15 protein-coding genes and 2 tRNA genes are annotated in these 13861 nt (G+C 68.7%); 12 read left to right on the forward strand and 5 right to left on the reverse strand.

What is annotated here, in order from left to right:
• The first annotated feature begins 119 nt into the window (after window positions 1-119).
• From AOM45_RS02895 to AOM45_RS02930, 8 genes are all read left to right on the forward strand, one after another.
• Complete coding sequence (locus AOM45_RS02895) at window positions 120-635, forward strand: hypothetical protein (protein ID WP_051783991.1); 516 nt, start codon at window positions 120-122, stop codon at window positions 633-635.
• Window positions 632-1909, forward strand: coding sequence for a PPE domain-containing protein (locus AOM45_RS02900; protein WP_030469547.1), 1278 nt, complete (start codon window positions 632-634; stop codon window positions 1907-1909). Before AOM45_RS02895 ends, AOM45_RS02900 begins: the two co-directional genes overlap by 4 nt.
• A complete protein-coding gene (locus AOM45_RS02905; protein ID WP_030469546.1) occupies window positions 1906-2661 on the forward strand; it encodes an ESX secretion-associated protein EspG in 756 nt (251 codons plus the stop codon). The genes AOM45_RS02900 and AOM45_RS02905 overlap by 4 nt, the downstream gene beginning before the upstream one ends.
• Window positions 2662-2736: 75 nt before the next feature.
• The gene (locus AOM45_RS02910; protein ID WP_030469545.1) at window positions 2737-4683 is read left to right on the forward strand and encodes an acetoacetate--CoA ligase; all 1947 of its coding nucleotides are present in this window, start codon (window positions 2737-2739) and stop codon (window positions 4681-4683) included.
• A gap of 155 nt (window positions 4684-4838) precedes the next feature.
• Window positions 4839-4928, forward strand: a tRNA-Ser gene (locus AOM45_RS02915).
• 41 nt (window positions 4929-4969) lie between these two features.
• A tRNA-Arg gene (locus AOM45_RS02920) sits at window positions 4970-5042 on the forward strand.
• A gap of 203 nt (window positions 5043-5245) precedes the next feature.
• Entirely contained in the window at window positions 5246-6277 is a 1032-nt protein-coding gene (locus AOM45_RS02925) for a hypothetical protein (RefSeq protein ID WP_030469544.1), read from the forward strand.
• Between the two features lie 622 nt (window positions 6278-6899).
• On the forward strand, window positions 6900-7226 hold the full coding sequence (locus tag AOM45_RS02930) for a hypothetical protein (protein WP_030469543.1): 327 nt from the start codon (window positions 6900-6902) through the stop codon (window positions 7224-7226).
• Here AOM45_RS02930 and AOM45_RS02935 read toward each other — a convergent pair.
• Entirely contained in the window at window positions 7210-8031 is an 822-nt protein-coding gene (locus tag AOM45_RS02935; protein WP_030469542.1) for a serine hydrolase domain-containing protein, read from the reverse strand. The two genes, AOM45_RS02930 and AOM45_RS02935, sit on opposite strands and share 17 nt — an antisense overlap.
• A 23-nt stretch (window positions 8032-8054) precedes the next feature.
• Between AOM45_RS02935 and AOM45_RS02940 the strand changes: the two genes are divergently transcribed.
• Window positions 8055-8966, forward strand: a complete 912-nt coding sequence (locus AOM45_RS02940; RefSeq protein WP_030469541.1) for a ribonuclease Z — start codon at window positions 8055-8057, stop codon at window positions 8964-8966.
• Here AOM45_RS02940 and AOM45_RS02945 read toward each other — a convergent pair.
• A complete protein-coding gene (locus AOM45_RS02945; protein ID WP_030469540.1) occupies window positions 8911-9768 on the reverse strand; it encodes an NAD-dependent epimerase/dehydratase family protein in 858 nt (285 codons plus the stop codon). The two genes, AOM45_RS02940 and AOM45_RS02945, sit on opposite strands and share 56 nt — an antisense overlap.
• Before the next feature lie 66 nt (window positions 9769-9834).
• Between AOM45_RS02945 and AOM45_RS02950 the strand changes: the two genes are divergently transcribed.
• Complete coding sequence (locus AOM45_RS02950; RefSeq protein ID WP_030469539.1) at window positions 9835-10035, forward strand: hypothetical protein; 201 nt, start codon at window positions 9835-9837, stop codon at window positions 10033-10035.
• Here AOM45_RS02950 and AOM45_RS52650 read toward each other — a convergent pair.
• Window positions 10032-10337 carry a hypothetical protein gene (locus tag AOM45_RS52650; protein WP_236703063.1) on the reverse strand — a complete coding sequence of 102 codons (306 nt, stop codon included), beginning with the start codon at window positions 10335-10337 and terminating at the stop codon, window positions 10032-10034. The genes AOM45_RS02950 and AOM45_RS52650 overlap by 4 nt on opposite strands.
• Between AOM45_RS52650 and AOM45_RS02955 the strand changes: the two genes are divergently transcribed.
• Window positions 10317-11612 carry an ATP-grasp domain-containing protein gene (locus AOM45_RS02955; RefSeq protein ID WP_236703064.1) on the forward strand — a complete coding sequence of 432 codons (1296 nt, stop codon included), beginning with the start codon at window positions 10317-10319 and terminating at the stop codon, window positions 11610-11612. The two genes, AOM45_RS52650 and AOM45_RS02955, sit on opposite strands and share 21 nt — an antisense overlap.
• Here the strand turns inward: AOM45_RS02955 and AOM45_RS02960 are convergent.
• On the reverse strand, window positions 11587-12366 hold the full coding sequence (locus tag AOM45_RS02960; protein ID WP_162185692.1) for an alpha/beta fold hydrolase: 780 nt from the start codon (window positions 12364-12366) through the stop codon (window positions 11587-11589). The genes AOM45_RS02955 and AOM45_RS02960 overlap by 26 nt on opposite strands.
• A 139-nt stretch (window positions 12367-12505) precedes the next feature.
• On the opposite strand from AOM45_RS02960, the gene AOM45_RS02965 reads away from it, so the two are divergent.
• Complete coding sequence (locus AOM45_RS02965) at window positions 12506-13099, forward strand: TetR/AcrR family transcriptional regulator (RefSeq protein ID WP_051783990.1); 594 nt, start codon at window positions 12506-12508, stop codon at window positions 13097-13099.
• On the opposite strand, the gene AOM45_RS02970 is transcribed toward AOM45_RS02965, so the two are convergent.
• A complete protein-coding gene (locus tag AOM45_RS02970; RefSeq protein ID WP_030469535.1) occupies window positions 13100-13858 on the reverse strand; it encodes a hypothetical protein in 759 nt (252 codons plus the stop codon).
• Window positions 13859-13861: the final 3 nt, after the last annotated feature.

Here is a 13861-nt window from a genome sequence, read left to right on the forward strand (position 1 = left end):
TTGGAACCGAACCGTCCTCCAGGTACATCTAAGGGGTGCTTCGGACGGCTGACTGGGTGTAGCTGTGAGTAACGCCCAGTGCTGCGGTGACGAGTTATGCAGTGCAGGGGGTTATGAGGATGGCTGAAGGCACTGGGACGACCGGCACGGAGACACCCGCGGTGACGCCTGCGGTCACGACGGCGACGACGACGCCGATCACCGCGGAACAGCTCGCGGCGGCGAAACCCGTTCTCCAGCAGCAGATGCTGGTGGACAAGGCGGAGGCGAGCCATGCCGCGGCCAAGCTCGACCAGGCGGCGGACACCGGCAAGCTGACGCTCGACGTCGACGCCGCGGACGCGTTGATCAAGGCGGTCGACGACGCGCGTGACCAGGTGATGGACCTGTGGGAGCGAACGAGCAAGCAGCTGGCGACGCCGCTGCAGTTCGGTGAGAACCCGGTCGCCAAGGCGATCAGCGCGCGGTTCTCCGACCTCGCCGTCGGTGAGGAGTCCGGGGCCGCGAAGGCGTTGTTCGACCTCTTCAATGTCCTCGACGACATCAGCAACGCGTTGAGCCGCAACCGCGACAACACCCGCGACGCCGACGAACAGGCAGAAGAGGCCATGAAGAAGGCCGGGGGTTCCTGGTGAGTCACGGATCGAACGACAACAAGGGCAACGACAACAACGGTCACGACAACAAGGGCCACGACAACAAAGGTCACGACGACGAGGGCAGTCCTCTGACCGCCCAGATCGACTGGATGACCTTCTCGCACGAAGACCTCTACAAGATGGTCCACACCGGCGTGAACCTCGAAGGTGCCCAGACCGCCGCCACGAACTGGAAGAAGATCGGCGAGGACATCGCCGGCGTGCGCGCGAACCTGCTCAAGGCCGTCGAGGACTCGACCGTGGGCTGGGACACCGAGTCGGCGCGGCTCGCACGTGACGGTCTGACCGAGGTCACCAACTGGGTCGACGACACGGCGAGCTACGCGCACAAGGTGTCCGCGGCCATCACGACCGAGACCAGCAACGTCGAGGCCGCCCGTGCCGCGATGCCGCCGCCTCCCGCGCCCCCGGCGTCACCGGTGCCGGTGGAACCGACGGTGCTCCGGCCGGCGCTGCGGGACCGCCTGGCGGTGGTCGACCAGGTCGACGGGTTCGGTTCGCAGACCCTGCGCGACCCGCGGCTGGTGCAGTCGCTGCAGGGCGGCGAGTTCGCCGGGTTCGAGACCGTGGGAACCAGCACGGTCGAGACCCTCGCCGCCAACGACGCCCAGCACCGTCTCGCGGCGGACGTCATGGCGTCGTTCCAGCGCAACTCGGCCGCGGTCGACCAGACCGTGCCCGCGCAGTTCACCCCGCCGGTGAACCCGCTCAACCCGACGCCGACACCCGTCAACGACCTCGGTGGACGGTCCCACAGGGGCCTTCCCGACGGCCCCGGCGCCGGCGGTGGTGGTGGCGGCACGGTCGCGACCGGAACGCAGAACCAGAACCGCGGCACCACGAACACGTCGTCGCGCTACGGCGGCGCCGGTGGTTACGGCGGTGGCCGCGGTGGTGGCGGTGGCGGTTTCGCGGGCGGCATGGCCCGGCCCTTCGGGACGAACTCCGGTAGTCAGGCCGGTGGCGGCGGTGGTGCCGGTGGTGGTTCCGCCAGCGGTGGCGCGGCCGGTGTGAACGAAGGCGTGCGCGGCGGAGCAGGCGCGGCGGCTGCGGCGTCGGCAGCGCCCGGTGGCCAGACCAAGGCGTTCCAGAACCCGCTCGCGATGGGTGGCGCGCCGATGGCCGGTGCTCCGGTGGCGGGCGGTGGCCGTGACGACAACCGCGAACACAAGACCGCGAGCTACCTGGAAGAGGACGACAACGTCTTCGGCCTGGACCGCAAGGCGGCCCCGCCGGTGATCGGTCAGTGACAGAACGCCAGTTCACGGTGAGCTCGCGGGAGTTCTTCCTGCTGTGGCAAGCCGTGCACGGCGAGGACCGCGTCGTGCCGCTCGGCACGCCCCACTTCGGGGCCACCCGAGCGGCGCGGCAACGCCTCGTCGAGGAGAGTTCGCAGGCGCTGCAGGCCCGTCGCCTCGGCACCGTGCACCGCCCCGACCCGGACCTGCGCGCGCTGGTCGCCGGTCTCGGCGAGTTCGACCGCGCGTTGGAGATCGCGTACTTCAAGGGCACCGAACTGGCCCGCGGCATCGCCTGCGCCGGCTGGAGCGGTGCGTTCGCCGCGCGCGTGAACGACGACGTGCACCTGTTCCCGTTCCGCCCGACCTCGCTGGCCTCGGCCACGGTGTCATCGTTGCCAGGCCTCGCACCGGGGACCGGCCGCGCGGTGAACGTGCGCTGGGACGACTACCTGCGGGCGGGCCAGGCGGGCCGGCAGGACGGCAAGCAGGCGTTCCTGGACGTCCTGCGCGACGCCGGCATCCGCGAGCCCGAGGCCCACACCCTGCTGCGCCTCATCACGTCCCGGATCGGCGGCGGCGAACTGGGCCTGACCGCGCGCAACCGCGACGGCGTGCCGCGCCCGACGGGCCGTTCGGTGTCGTGGCTCGACACGCGCGAGGGCCGCTACCTCCTCCGCAAGCAGGACGGCTGGCTCGTGCTGGCCCCCGCCGACGCGGCTCGGCTGACGAACGCGGTCGACGAGCTGCTCGCGGCGGGGTAACTGCACACAGGTGGGCTACCGCAAGTCCGCCAATCACACATGGACGTGCGGTTGTGCCTCAACTAGACATGGGGCATGACCGACACCGACGTCGAACTGCTGTGGCGCCCCGACCCCACGAGGGACAACGGGATGACCGCCTTTCGGTCGTGGCTCCGTTCTGAACGAGGCCACGACTTCCCCGACTACGAGTCGCTGTGGGAGTGGTCCGTCTCCGACCTCGAAGGGTTCTGGGGCGCGACAGCTGAGTACTTCGACGTCCAGTTCCACTCCCGGCCCTCGCGGGTGCTGGGGTCCGCGGAGATGCCCGGCGCCGACTGGTTCCCCGGCGCGACGCTGAACTACGCCGAGCACGCGTTGCGACGCGGCGGCGACGACGACCTGGCCGTGATCTTCCATAGAGAAGACGGCCTCGCTTCTTCTTTGACGTTCGGCACGCTGCGTTCACGCGTGGCCGCTTTCCGGGCCGCATTGGCCTCTCTGGGCGTCTCGCAGGGCGATCGGGTGGTGGCACTGGTCCCGAACGCCCCAGAAGCCCTCATCGCCTTCCTGGCGGCCGCCTCGCTCGGCGCCACGTGGTCGTCCTGCTCCCCGGACTTCGGCGCGCGAGCCGTCGCCGACCGCTTCACCCAGATCGAGCCGGCGGTCTTCGTCGCCGTCTCCGGCTACGTCTACAACGGACGCTCCTTCGACTGCCGCCCGGTCGTGGAAGAGATCCGCTCGCAGCTGCCGGGCCTGCGCGCCACGATCCTGGTCGACTACCTCGACAACGGCTCGTCGCTGCCGGACACCCTCTCGTTCGCGGAGCTGCTGGCGGCGAACGAAGGCGCCGCGCTGGAGTTCACGCCGGTGCCGTTCGGCCACCCGCTGTGGGTGCTCTACTCGTCCGGCACGACGGGCCTGCCCAAGGGCATCGTCCAGGGCCACGGCGGCATCGTGCTGGAACACCTGAAGATGCTGGGCCTGCACAGCGACCTCGGCCCCGGCGACCGCTTCTTCTGGTTCACCACCACCGGCTGGATGATGTGGAACTACCTGGTCGGTGGCCTGATGGTCGGCACCACCATCGTCCTGTACGACGGCAGCCCGGCCTTCCCGTCGCTGAACACGTTGTGGCAGCTGGCCGAACAACACCGAGTCACCTACTTCGGCACCTCCGCGCCGTACGTCCAGTCGTGCCTGAAGGAGGGCCTCGACCCGTCGTCGCGCTACGACCTGACGGGCTTGCGCGTCGTCGGTTCGACCGGTGCACCCCTTACGCCAGAAGGCTTCCGCTGGATCGCCTCGGCCGTGGGCAAGGACGTCCAGATCGCCTCGGTCTCCGGCGGCACCGACCTCTGCACGGCCTTCGTGGCGGCCTCCCCGGACCGCCCGGTGTGGCTGGGCGAGCTCTCCTGCCGAGCCCTGGGCGCCGCGGTCTTCGCGTTCGACGAGGCGGGAAACAAGCTGGAAGACGCCGTGGGAGAGCTCGTGATCACCCGCCCGATGCCGTCCATGCCGGTCTTCTTCTGGGGCGACGAAGACGGCTCACGGCTGCGCGACGCCTACTTCGACACGTACCCGGGAATCTGGCGCCACGGCGACTGGATCCGCATCACCCCACGCGGCTCGGCGGTGATCTACGGCCGCTCCGACTCGACCCTGAACCGCGGCGGCGTCCGCATGGGCACCTCGGAGTTCTACCGGGTGGTGGAGTCCGTCCCCGGCGTGGTCGACTCCCTGGTGATCGACACGTCCGGCGTCTCCGAGGGCGAACTCCTCTGCTTCGTGGTGCTCGACGGCGTGACTTTGGCCGACGTGGAACCGGTGCTGCGCAAGGAATTGCGCTCGTCCCTGTCCCCGCGCCACGTGCCGAACCGCTTCGTGGCCGTGGCCGAGATCCCGAGGACCCTGAACGGCAAGAAGTGCGAGGTCCCGGTGAAGAAGATCCTGGCCGGCGTGGACCCCGATCGCGCGGTCAGCCGCGGCGCGCTCCGCAATCCCGAGTCGCTCCAACCGTTCTTGGAACTCGCTTCGGGATGATCTAGATCACTCTCGAGCTGGCGAACAGGCGTTTAACGCCCTTCTCGAGGCCCCGGCACGTGCCCTGACCAGCACGTTCTGCGCTTCGAGGGGGGCGTTTTGCAAGTCGGTTGAGGACCTGTGTAACCTATGCGTCGTGGCCAAGGATGGTCCCGGGAGGCTTCGCCTAGTCTGGTCTATGGCGCCGCACTGCTAATGCGGTTTGGGGTAACCCCCCATCCCGGGTTCAAATCCCGGAGCCTCCGCAAGGCCGAACCTCTCGGGGATCGGTTATAATTGAAGACCTGCGCTCGTAGCTCAACGGATAGAGCATCTGACTACGGATCAGAAGGTTACAGGTTCGAATCCTGTCGAGCGCGCTACACAAACCCCAGTCAGACTTCGGTCTAGCTGGGGTTTTGTTGTTTTCGAATTTTCTGGAATCTCAGTCCGAGCCGTGGCCGAGTTCTGCACCACCAAGATCCAATGATCAGGCTTCCAGCACGAGTTTGTAACGGTCGGACCGCAGTCCTCGAAGCACGCAGCGAAGAAGAGCGGCTCGAAGACAGCGGGAGAGTTTCGGTTGTCCGGCAAGTGGATCAAACAACTGGCGGCCGCCGGGTCGCTCTTGTTCGCGTTCAGCCTCGGCGTGCTGGGCAACAAGTTCTCCAACCTCGACGCCTGGTGGGTGTTGCTGCTGTGCGGGGTGACGCTCGCCGTGGTGCTCGCTGCGTGGGTGAAGGGCCGCCGGCAAGTGGCGCCGGTGGTGAGGTTCGTGTTCTACGCCGCGTCCGTCCTGACCGTCGTGGGTGTCGTCCTCTCTGTGTCTTCGTGGTCGCCGGTGTTGCAGCGGGCCGGTGCGATCGTGGCGACCTGCTGCCTGCTGGTCCTCGGGCTGATCACGCAGGGCGTCGACCAGGCTGCTCGGCGGCTCACGGTTGTTGCCACGTTCTTCCTCGGAGTGTCGTGCGCGGCGTCCGCGTTTCAGACGAACGACGGTGAGGTGCGGAAGTTCTTGTTGATCTTCGCTGTGGTCCTGCTCGGTGCCGCCTGGGCCGGCCTGTCGGTGGATCTGAACGGACCGGCCAGCACGTACGTGCTGCTGTTTCTGGCCCTGGCGGCATACTGGGTCATGCCGCTGCGGAAGGACGGTCCGTGGGGCGCGGCGGTGGTGCTTATCGGCTGTGCGACGGCCGGTCTCCTGTCACAAGAACGCCGGTTGCGTTTGCTGGTGGGGATCTTCGGGTTGTGTGGTGCGGTGCTCGCCTACACCTTGACCCGCGGGCAGCCGGTGGTGCTCAACAGCGCTCTGGCAGGCATGGCCGTGGCCGCCGTCGGATGGGCGTTCGCGACCAGGCGCGGTAGGGACGGGCTGGCACTGGCGGCGCTCGTGGTCTTCGCGGTCTGCGTCGTCGTAGCCGGCGGGTTCATGGCCTGGTCGACGACGCTCGGACTCGGCGGTGCTTACCTCGCGATGGCCGTCGCGGTACTGCTGCACGGCGTACTTGTGTGGCTTCCGAGTCTGCCGGCGGCAAGGGCCCGGTGGGGCTATTTCCTCAACGGGGCCGACGACGAACCCGCTGCGCTGGAGGGAAATCAACCCGGAACGCCATGATCAACGGCATATCCGGGCCGCGACCTGGATCGTGGACAACCGGTTGAAGCGGACACTGCTTTGACATCCGCCGGTGCTGGTCGACTTCGGAGTGGCCGACAAGTTCTCCGCCGGCCTTTGACGAGCGACCGCGAGCTCAACACATAAGGCCGGGTTTGGTGAACACCTCCGTCGAGCAACAGGTCCGCGAGTGCTACAACCACGCTGGTCCCCGCCTACCGCGCGCTCGTGGGGCAGTTCTGGCACCACGGGGACCTGGCAGCCGAGCGGGCGGGACTGTCGCCCGAGGACGCGGCCAAGGCGCTGGCGCGCAGGGCAGTTCGACGCGGCCGGTCTGCGGCCGGATGGCGCGGGGCTCGACCTCGGCAGCGGTGTCGGCCGTACGACGGTCTACATGGCCGAGATCGCCGGTGCGAGCGTCGTCGGCATCTCCAACAACCGAGTGGTTGTCGGCGTGGGTGCGCCAGCACGTGGCCGAGCAGGGGATGGGCGACCGGGTCGCGTTCCTCACGGTCGTGGCGTGTTCTCCGTCGCGCGGTGGGTCGCGCGTGAGCCCGGCTGACGAACGGCCGCCGGGGTGTCGGAGGGTGACGAACGCGGGCGCAGAGGGCAAAGTGGCGGCGTGGAGCAGCGCGAGATCATGCAGCGGGCGCTGGGCGTCCTGACGCTCACCTACGACGGTGCCGGGTCTGAGGACTACCTGCGGACGGCCCTCAAGTCGTTGCAGGAGGGCGTGTTCAGCTACGAGGTCAAGGTCGACGGCGAGCTCAACGAGGCCGGCGCGCAGGCTCTCAAGCAGGCGATGGACCAGGTCCTGTCGCAGTTCGGGTGGTTCACGGCGGGGCTGCTCTACGCCTTCCACGGCGTTGCGCAGGCCTACGAGAACGACTACGAGGACGCCGACGTGCAGGAGGTCCTGCGGCAGTTGGCGCTCAGGCTCGCCGACTGACCAGCTCCTCGCGGACGCCGTCGGAGAACGGCGTCCAGGCCTCGACCGCCCACGGTCCAAAACGCAGATCCGTCAGGGCGACGCACGCCGCGGAGATGTCCGGGTCGACCCACAGGAACGTGCCGGACTGGCCGAAGTGGCCGAACGTCCGCGGCGAGAAGGACAGGCCCGTCCAGTGCGGTGACTTCGAGTCGCGGATTTCGAAGCCGAGACCCCAGTCGTTCGGCTTCTGCATGCCGTAGCCGGGCAGCACGCCGTTCAGGCCCGGGAAGACGACCGAGGTCGCCTCCTGCACCAGGCCGGGAGAAACCAGCTTCGGCGAGAGCAGCTCGGCGGCGAACAAGGCCAGGTCCGCGGCGCACGACTCGGCACCGGCACCCGCCGAACCGACCAGAGCCGACGAAGTCATGCCCAACGGCTCGAACACGGCCTCACGAACGTAAGTGGCGAACGGCATCTCGCAGGCATCGCCCACGAACGACGCCAGCACGTCGAAGCCCGCGTTCGAGTAGATCCGACGCTTCCCGGGCTCGGCCTGCACCTCGGCCTTGTCGAACGCGTAACCGGCCGTGTGCGCGATCAGGTGCCGCACGGTTGCGCCGGGAGGCCCTGCCGGCTGGTCCCACTCGACCGCGCCCTCCTCCACGGCCACCAGGACCGCGTAGGCCGTCAGCAGCTTCGTCACGGACGCTAGCGGGAACACGCGCTGCTGATCACCCAACGAGCCCACGACGGACCCCTCGGACACCACGGCCACCGCCACGTTCTCGACAGGCCACGACGCTGCCACTTCGACGCTTCGCATGGGACAGACGTTAACGTCAGGGGGTGACAGTCCGGGAACTGATCGTCCTGGGAACGGCCAGCCAGGTTCCCACGCGCCAGCGCAACCACAACGGCTATCTGCTGAGGTGGGACGGCGAAGGCTTCCTCTTCGACCCCGGCGACGGGTCCCAGCGGCAGCTCCTCCGATCGGGTGCCGCTGCGAGCGACATCACCCGGATCTGCATCACGCACTTCCACGGCGACCACTGCCTCGGCGTTCCCGGCATCGTGCAGAGGCTCAGTCTCGACCGGGTCCCGCACACCGTCCACGCGCACTTCCCGCGGTCGGGTTCCCACTTCTTCGAACGACTCCGCTACGCCAGCGCCTTCTACGACGCCGCGGACATCAAGGAAGACCCGGTCGACCAGGACGGCGAGTTCGCCAGCGGCAAGTTCGGCAGCCTCCAGGCCTACCGCCTCGACCACGGCATCGACAGCTTCGGCTACCGCCTGGTCGAACCCGACGGCCACCGCATGCTCCCGGAGAAGCTCAAGGAGCACGGCATCCAGGGCCCGCAGGTCCGGACGCTCCAGCAGCAGGGCGAACTCAACGGTGTCAGGCTCGAGGACGTCAGCGAGCCCCGCAAAGGCCAGAAGTTCGCCTTCGTCATGGACACGAGACTGTGCGACAACGTCTACGAGCTCGCCGACCAGGCGGACCTGCTGGTGATCGAGTCGACCTACCTCGCCCGCGACACGAAGCTCGCGGGCGACCACGGCCACCTGACCGCCCAGCAGGCCGCTCGCGTCGCGCGGGACTGCAAGGTCCGCAAGCTCGTGCTGACGCACTTCTCCCAGCGCTACGAGGACCCCGCCGAGTTCCACGCCGAGGCGGCACGGGAGTTCGACGGCGAGATCGTCATCGCGAAGGACCTGGACCGGGTGCCGGTGCCGAAGCGAGCCACTGGTCCCTGACGATCTCCGTCAGCGTCGTGAACTGCGGTTTCCAGCCCAGCGCGAGCAGCCGCGACACGTCGGCTCGCTGGTACCGCACCTCACCGGGGTGCGCGGGCTGCCAGGTCACGTCCACGGACCGTCCGGTCACCTCCGCAACGGCAGAAAGCACATCACGAACAGACGCCGGCGTCCCACCGACGTTGTAGACCGACGATTCCCCGACTGAGCACGCCTCCAGCGCCACGACGAAAGCAGCAGCAACGTCGCGTACGTGCACGAAGTCGCGCACGGCCGTGCCGTCGCCGTAGACCTCCATGCCCGGCACGGTTCCGGCGGCGCACGCCACGGCACGGGTGATCACCCGACTGGTGTCGGCGTCACCACCTCCAGCGATGTTGAAGAGACGCAGAGTGGTCGCCCCGATCCGTCCCGACCGCGCCGCCCACGCCACGAGGTCCTCGGCGGCGGCCTTGGTCGCGGCGTACGGGGAGGAGGGCTCGCGGACCGACTCCTCCGTCAGCGGCGAGTCCGACGGCCGGTACACCCCGGCAGTCGATGCGAGGAGGAATCGCTGGCCCTTCAACGCCTTCAGCAGGTTGAGCGTCCCGGCCACGTTCGTCTCGTAGTACGAAAGTGGATCAAGAAACGACTCCCGCACACGGGCCGCGCCCGCCAGATGGATGACCGCGTCCACGTCCGGCAGGTTGAACGGCTCCGAAAGGCGTTGACGGGACAAAACAGGTTCATGACCGTGAACCCGCAGCTCACACACCACGGCACGACCGACGTACCCAGTGGCGCCCGTCACCAGAACTCGCACAAGTTGACCCTAAAGGTCGACCCTCACTGCGCCGATAACACACGAGTGAGTTACCCCCATCGCGCTGTGCACACAAGCATCGCCGGTCTCCTGCACGACGTCGCCGTGCAGGAGTTCAAGCGGCAGGAGTTCCTGCGCAACGTCGCCGAGATCGTCGGAGCCGCGCCCGGTTCCGCCGAGCTCACCGCCCCGCTGCCGGCGGTCAACCCCAGGCGCAGTTTCCTCAGCCGCGTTGACCAGGTCCTTCGGGACGCGGCGCGCTCCTAGCGAGCACCGAGATCATCGCCTGATCCAAGATTCATCCGGCTGTTGCCGGACCGTGCTTCGACACACATACCGGGTGGCTCTACGCTACGCGCTACCCGGCGATCGCCGGTCGCATCCTCCGCTTCTCTCAAAGCGAGTTCTCGGCGATGAATCATGTCCTCGCAGCGCTCAACGAGCGCCTCGGCAAGTTGTTCGGTGACCGGCTGGTAATCCTGGCCGGTGGCACGCGTCTGGCGAAGCGCGCGCATGAGCTCCATACGCTCGGTGCCCGCCATACGCTCGTGCTCGATACCGACGACCATGCCCCGCTGCATGATTCGGAGATCGCCCGCTGGGTGTCGCTGGGCATCAAGGGCGGCTTCGTCGCCGTCGAACAGCGCCGCCTGGGCAAGCTGCTGACCAAGCCGGGCCCCGAGGTCAAGGCGATCCTGCGCGACTTCGACTCGAAGCGCGAGGCCGTCGTGATCAGCACGCCCTACAACGAGATCAGCACCTTCCAGGGCCGTCCCGTGCTCAACGCGCGGCAGCGCAAGTGGGTCGAGCTGGAGAACAAGACCACGATCGACGGTCTGTGGGACGAGCTCAGCGCCCGCCGCGCGCCCGCGATGGTGTTCGACCTCGACTTCGAACGCCTCTGGGGCGCCTCGGAGATCCTGGACCGCGGCGCGGGCGTCGTCTGGTCCGGTGACGGCCCGGCGATCAACGGCGGCGCGAACTTCGTGCGCCGCGTGCGGTCGTACGAGGAGGCGAAGGACGCGTTCGAGGTCCTCGCCCCCAAGTGCGAGCAGGTGCGCGTGATGCCGTTCCTGGAAGGCATTCCGGTGAGCGTGCACGGCATCGTGTTCCCCGACGGCACCGCGGTGCTGCGTCCGATCGAGATGGTCGTGCCGCGCCGCCAGGGCCAGGCCAAGTTCCTCTACGCGGGCTGCGCGTCCTACTACGACCCGCCCGTGTGGATCCGCGACGAGATGCGCAACCTGGCCCGCCGCGTCGGCGAGCACCTGCGCGAGACCGTCGGCTACCGCGGCACGTTCACGCTGGACGGCATCGCGACCGAGGACGGCTTCCTGCCGACCGAGATCAACACCCGCTACGGCGGCGCGATGGTGTGCTTCGAGGACGCCGTCCCGACGCTGCCGCTCGCGCTGGTGCAGGTCGCCCTGGTGGCTGGCTGGGACCTGGGTATCTCCTCGATGGAGTTCGAGGAGCTCGTGCTGCAGGCCGCGGACAACCACCGCGCCGGCGCGGTGGGCGCCAACGTGCGTGCCGTGCAGCCGACCGAAGTGGACGAACGCCGGGTGATCTTCACCGGCTGGGCGTGCCGCCTCGCGCACGCCGACGAGCCCGCGCACGCGACGCTGCGGCTCAGCCCGTCCCCGATCGGCGGACGTCTGGACCTCGACCTGCACCGCGAGAACATGCCCGTCGGCGCACCCGTGGCGGCGCTGACCGTCGCGGCGTTCGCGCTGGCGGACCAGGAGTGGGGGACGGGCCTCGGCGCCCTGGAGCCCGCGATCGCCGTCGAGGACAACACCCAGGTCGAGCAGACGATCATCGAAGAGGCCGTGATCGCCTGACCAGGAACTCCCGGACCAGTGCGGCGCACTGGTCCGGGTCTTCCACCCACGGCTCGTGTCCACCGGGGACCGGTGCGAACCGGCCCCGGGGCATCAGTGCGACGCGCTCCGCCGCACCGGCGACGTCGCCGTCCGACTCTCCCAACACGACCAGCACCGGCGGTTGCAAGGCCGCAAGCTCGTCGTCGGAGAGCACGTACGACCCGTGGAACATCTCGCGGAGATACCTCGACACGGTCGTCCCGAACCCACGGCGTCGCACGCCGAGATAGGTCGCACGGACCAGTTCCGGCGGCATCGCCTCCAACGCCGAACGGCCCACGGTCCCGGCGAGGATCTTGCGGTAGAAGCCGGCGGGTTTCGGCATTCCCAGCAGGACAGGACCGAGCACCGGCCGCGCGAGGATCCGCAGTCCGGGCAGCTCCGCTCCGAACGCGACAGCGGGCGTCCCGATCGCCACGAGCGACCGCACCCGGTCCGGTTCGTCGAGCGCGAGGAACAGTCCCAGCATCGCGCCCTGCGAATGACCGATCACGTCGACCGAGTCGAGCCCGAGCTCGTCCAGAACACCCGTGAGAGCGCTGCGGAACCACGCCCGCAGGTCGACGCCGCGGAAGTCGACCCCGCCGGACTGGCCGTGTCCCGGCATCTCCAGCATCAGCAGGCGGCCGGGCAGCCGCGTCGCCAACGGCGCCCAGTGCGCCGGCCCCAGGCTGAAGCCGTGCAGCAGGAGGACGGGGTCTCCTTCACCCACCTCCAACACCCTGAGGTGCGCAGAGGGGAGCTGGATCCGCCGGCTTCGCGGGCTCAACCCGTAGTGCGCGAAGGCTTCCATCGCGACCACCTCAATTTCAATAGAGGCACCCTCTATCGAGATGGGTAACGTAAGCCCGGTGGAGGAACCCGTCAAGACCCGCGCCTACAACACCTCGCGCCGCGCCGAGCAGGCGCGCCAGACCAGGCGCCGCATCGCCGAGGCCGCCAGGAAGCTCTTCGTGGAGCGCGGCTTCCACGTCGTGACGATGGCTGACATCGCCGCCGAGGCAGGCGTGGCGTACCAGACCGTCTACGCCGTCTTCGGCAACAAGAAGCGCCTGACCCACGAGATCATCTGGACCACGTTCGACGTGGAGAACGTCCACGACCTGCTCGCCGAGCTGCCCGACGCGCCGGACCGGGAGGCACGGCTGAGGTCGGCGGCGCACATCGCACGAGTGGTGAGCGAACGGCTGGGCCAGCTGCTGCGGTTCCTCCAGGAGTCGGGGGATCCGGAACTGCTGGCGGAGTACCGGGAGGTCGAGTCCCGCCGCCGGAAACAGCAGCGGCCGCTCTTCGCGGAGGTGCTGTCCGGGCAGGAGGAGCTCGACGTGCTCTGGGCGATGACGGGCAGCCACCTCTACCTGCAGCTCGTCGACGGGCGCGGCTGGTCGGCCGACCGCTACGAGCAGTGGCTCGGCGACTCGTTGGTGGCTTTGCTGCCGGCCTGACTACCAGGCGCCCTCTTCGCCGTACGCGGAGATGAGCGCGAACCGGTACCCCATCAACGCCGCCGCGACCTCGCGCGGCTGGTGTGCGGGCCGGACGAGTCCTTCGCCGAGCACCTTCGGCCGGTCCACACCGACTAACTCCGGTGCTCGCTTCAGCAGTGCCACGGCGATCTCCGCGGCGTCCGCGAGCATGTCCTCGCCCGGCAGGTCGACCATGTCGTTCATCAGGCCGCTGACGAACGACGGCAGCTTCTCCGGCACCGCGCACGCCAGCGCCACCAGGCAGGCCACCCGTTCGGACGCCAGCGCCTCGAAGATCTTCGGCGCGCCCTGGGCGACGGCGTGGCGGGTCTGCGTCAGCCAGTCCGGCGCGGTACGAGGCAGCTCACGCCCGAGGGCGTTCCACCGGCGGTGCGTGCGGCGTCCGTCCTCCGTGAACCCCTTGCCCGCCAACGCCATCGCGGCCAGCAGGAAGATCACCCGATCGCGCACGTCCCCGGTGACCTTGTACGACGCCCCCAGTTCCACGAGGTACGGCACGGCGCAGAACGAGGCCTCGGAGACCGTGTCCTCGGTCAGGAGGCGGTCGGCGAGCGTGGAGAACGCGTCCAGGCGCACGTCGGCGCTGGGGTCCATCAGGGAGCGCAGCAGACGGGGTACGCGACCGGCGCCACCCCGGCCGTCGTAGACCTCGACCCAGGAAATCCTGTCGAGTCCGCGCAACGGGTCAGGCCGTTGCCAGGCACGCGGCAGCTCCATAAG

Origin of the sequence: Lentzea aerocolonigenes, assembly GCF_000974445.1 — a bacterium.
In the GTDB taxonomy this organism is placed as follows: Bacteria; Actinomycetota; Actinomycetes; order Mycobacteriales; family Pseudonocardiaceae; genus Lentzea; species Lentzea aerocolonigenes.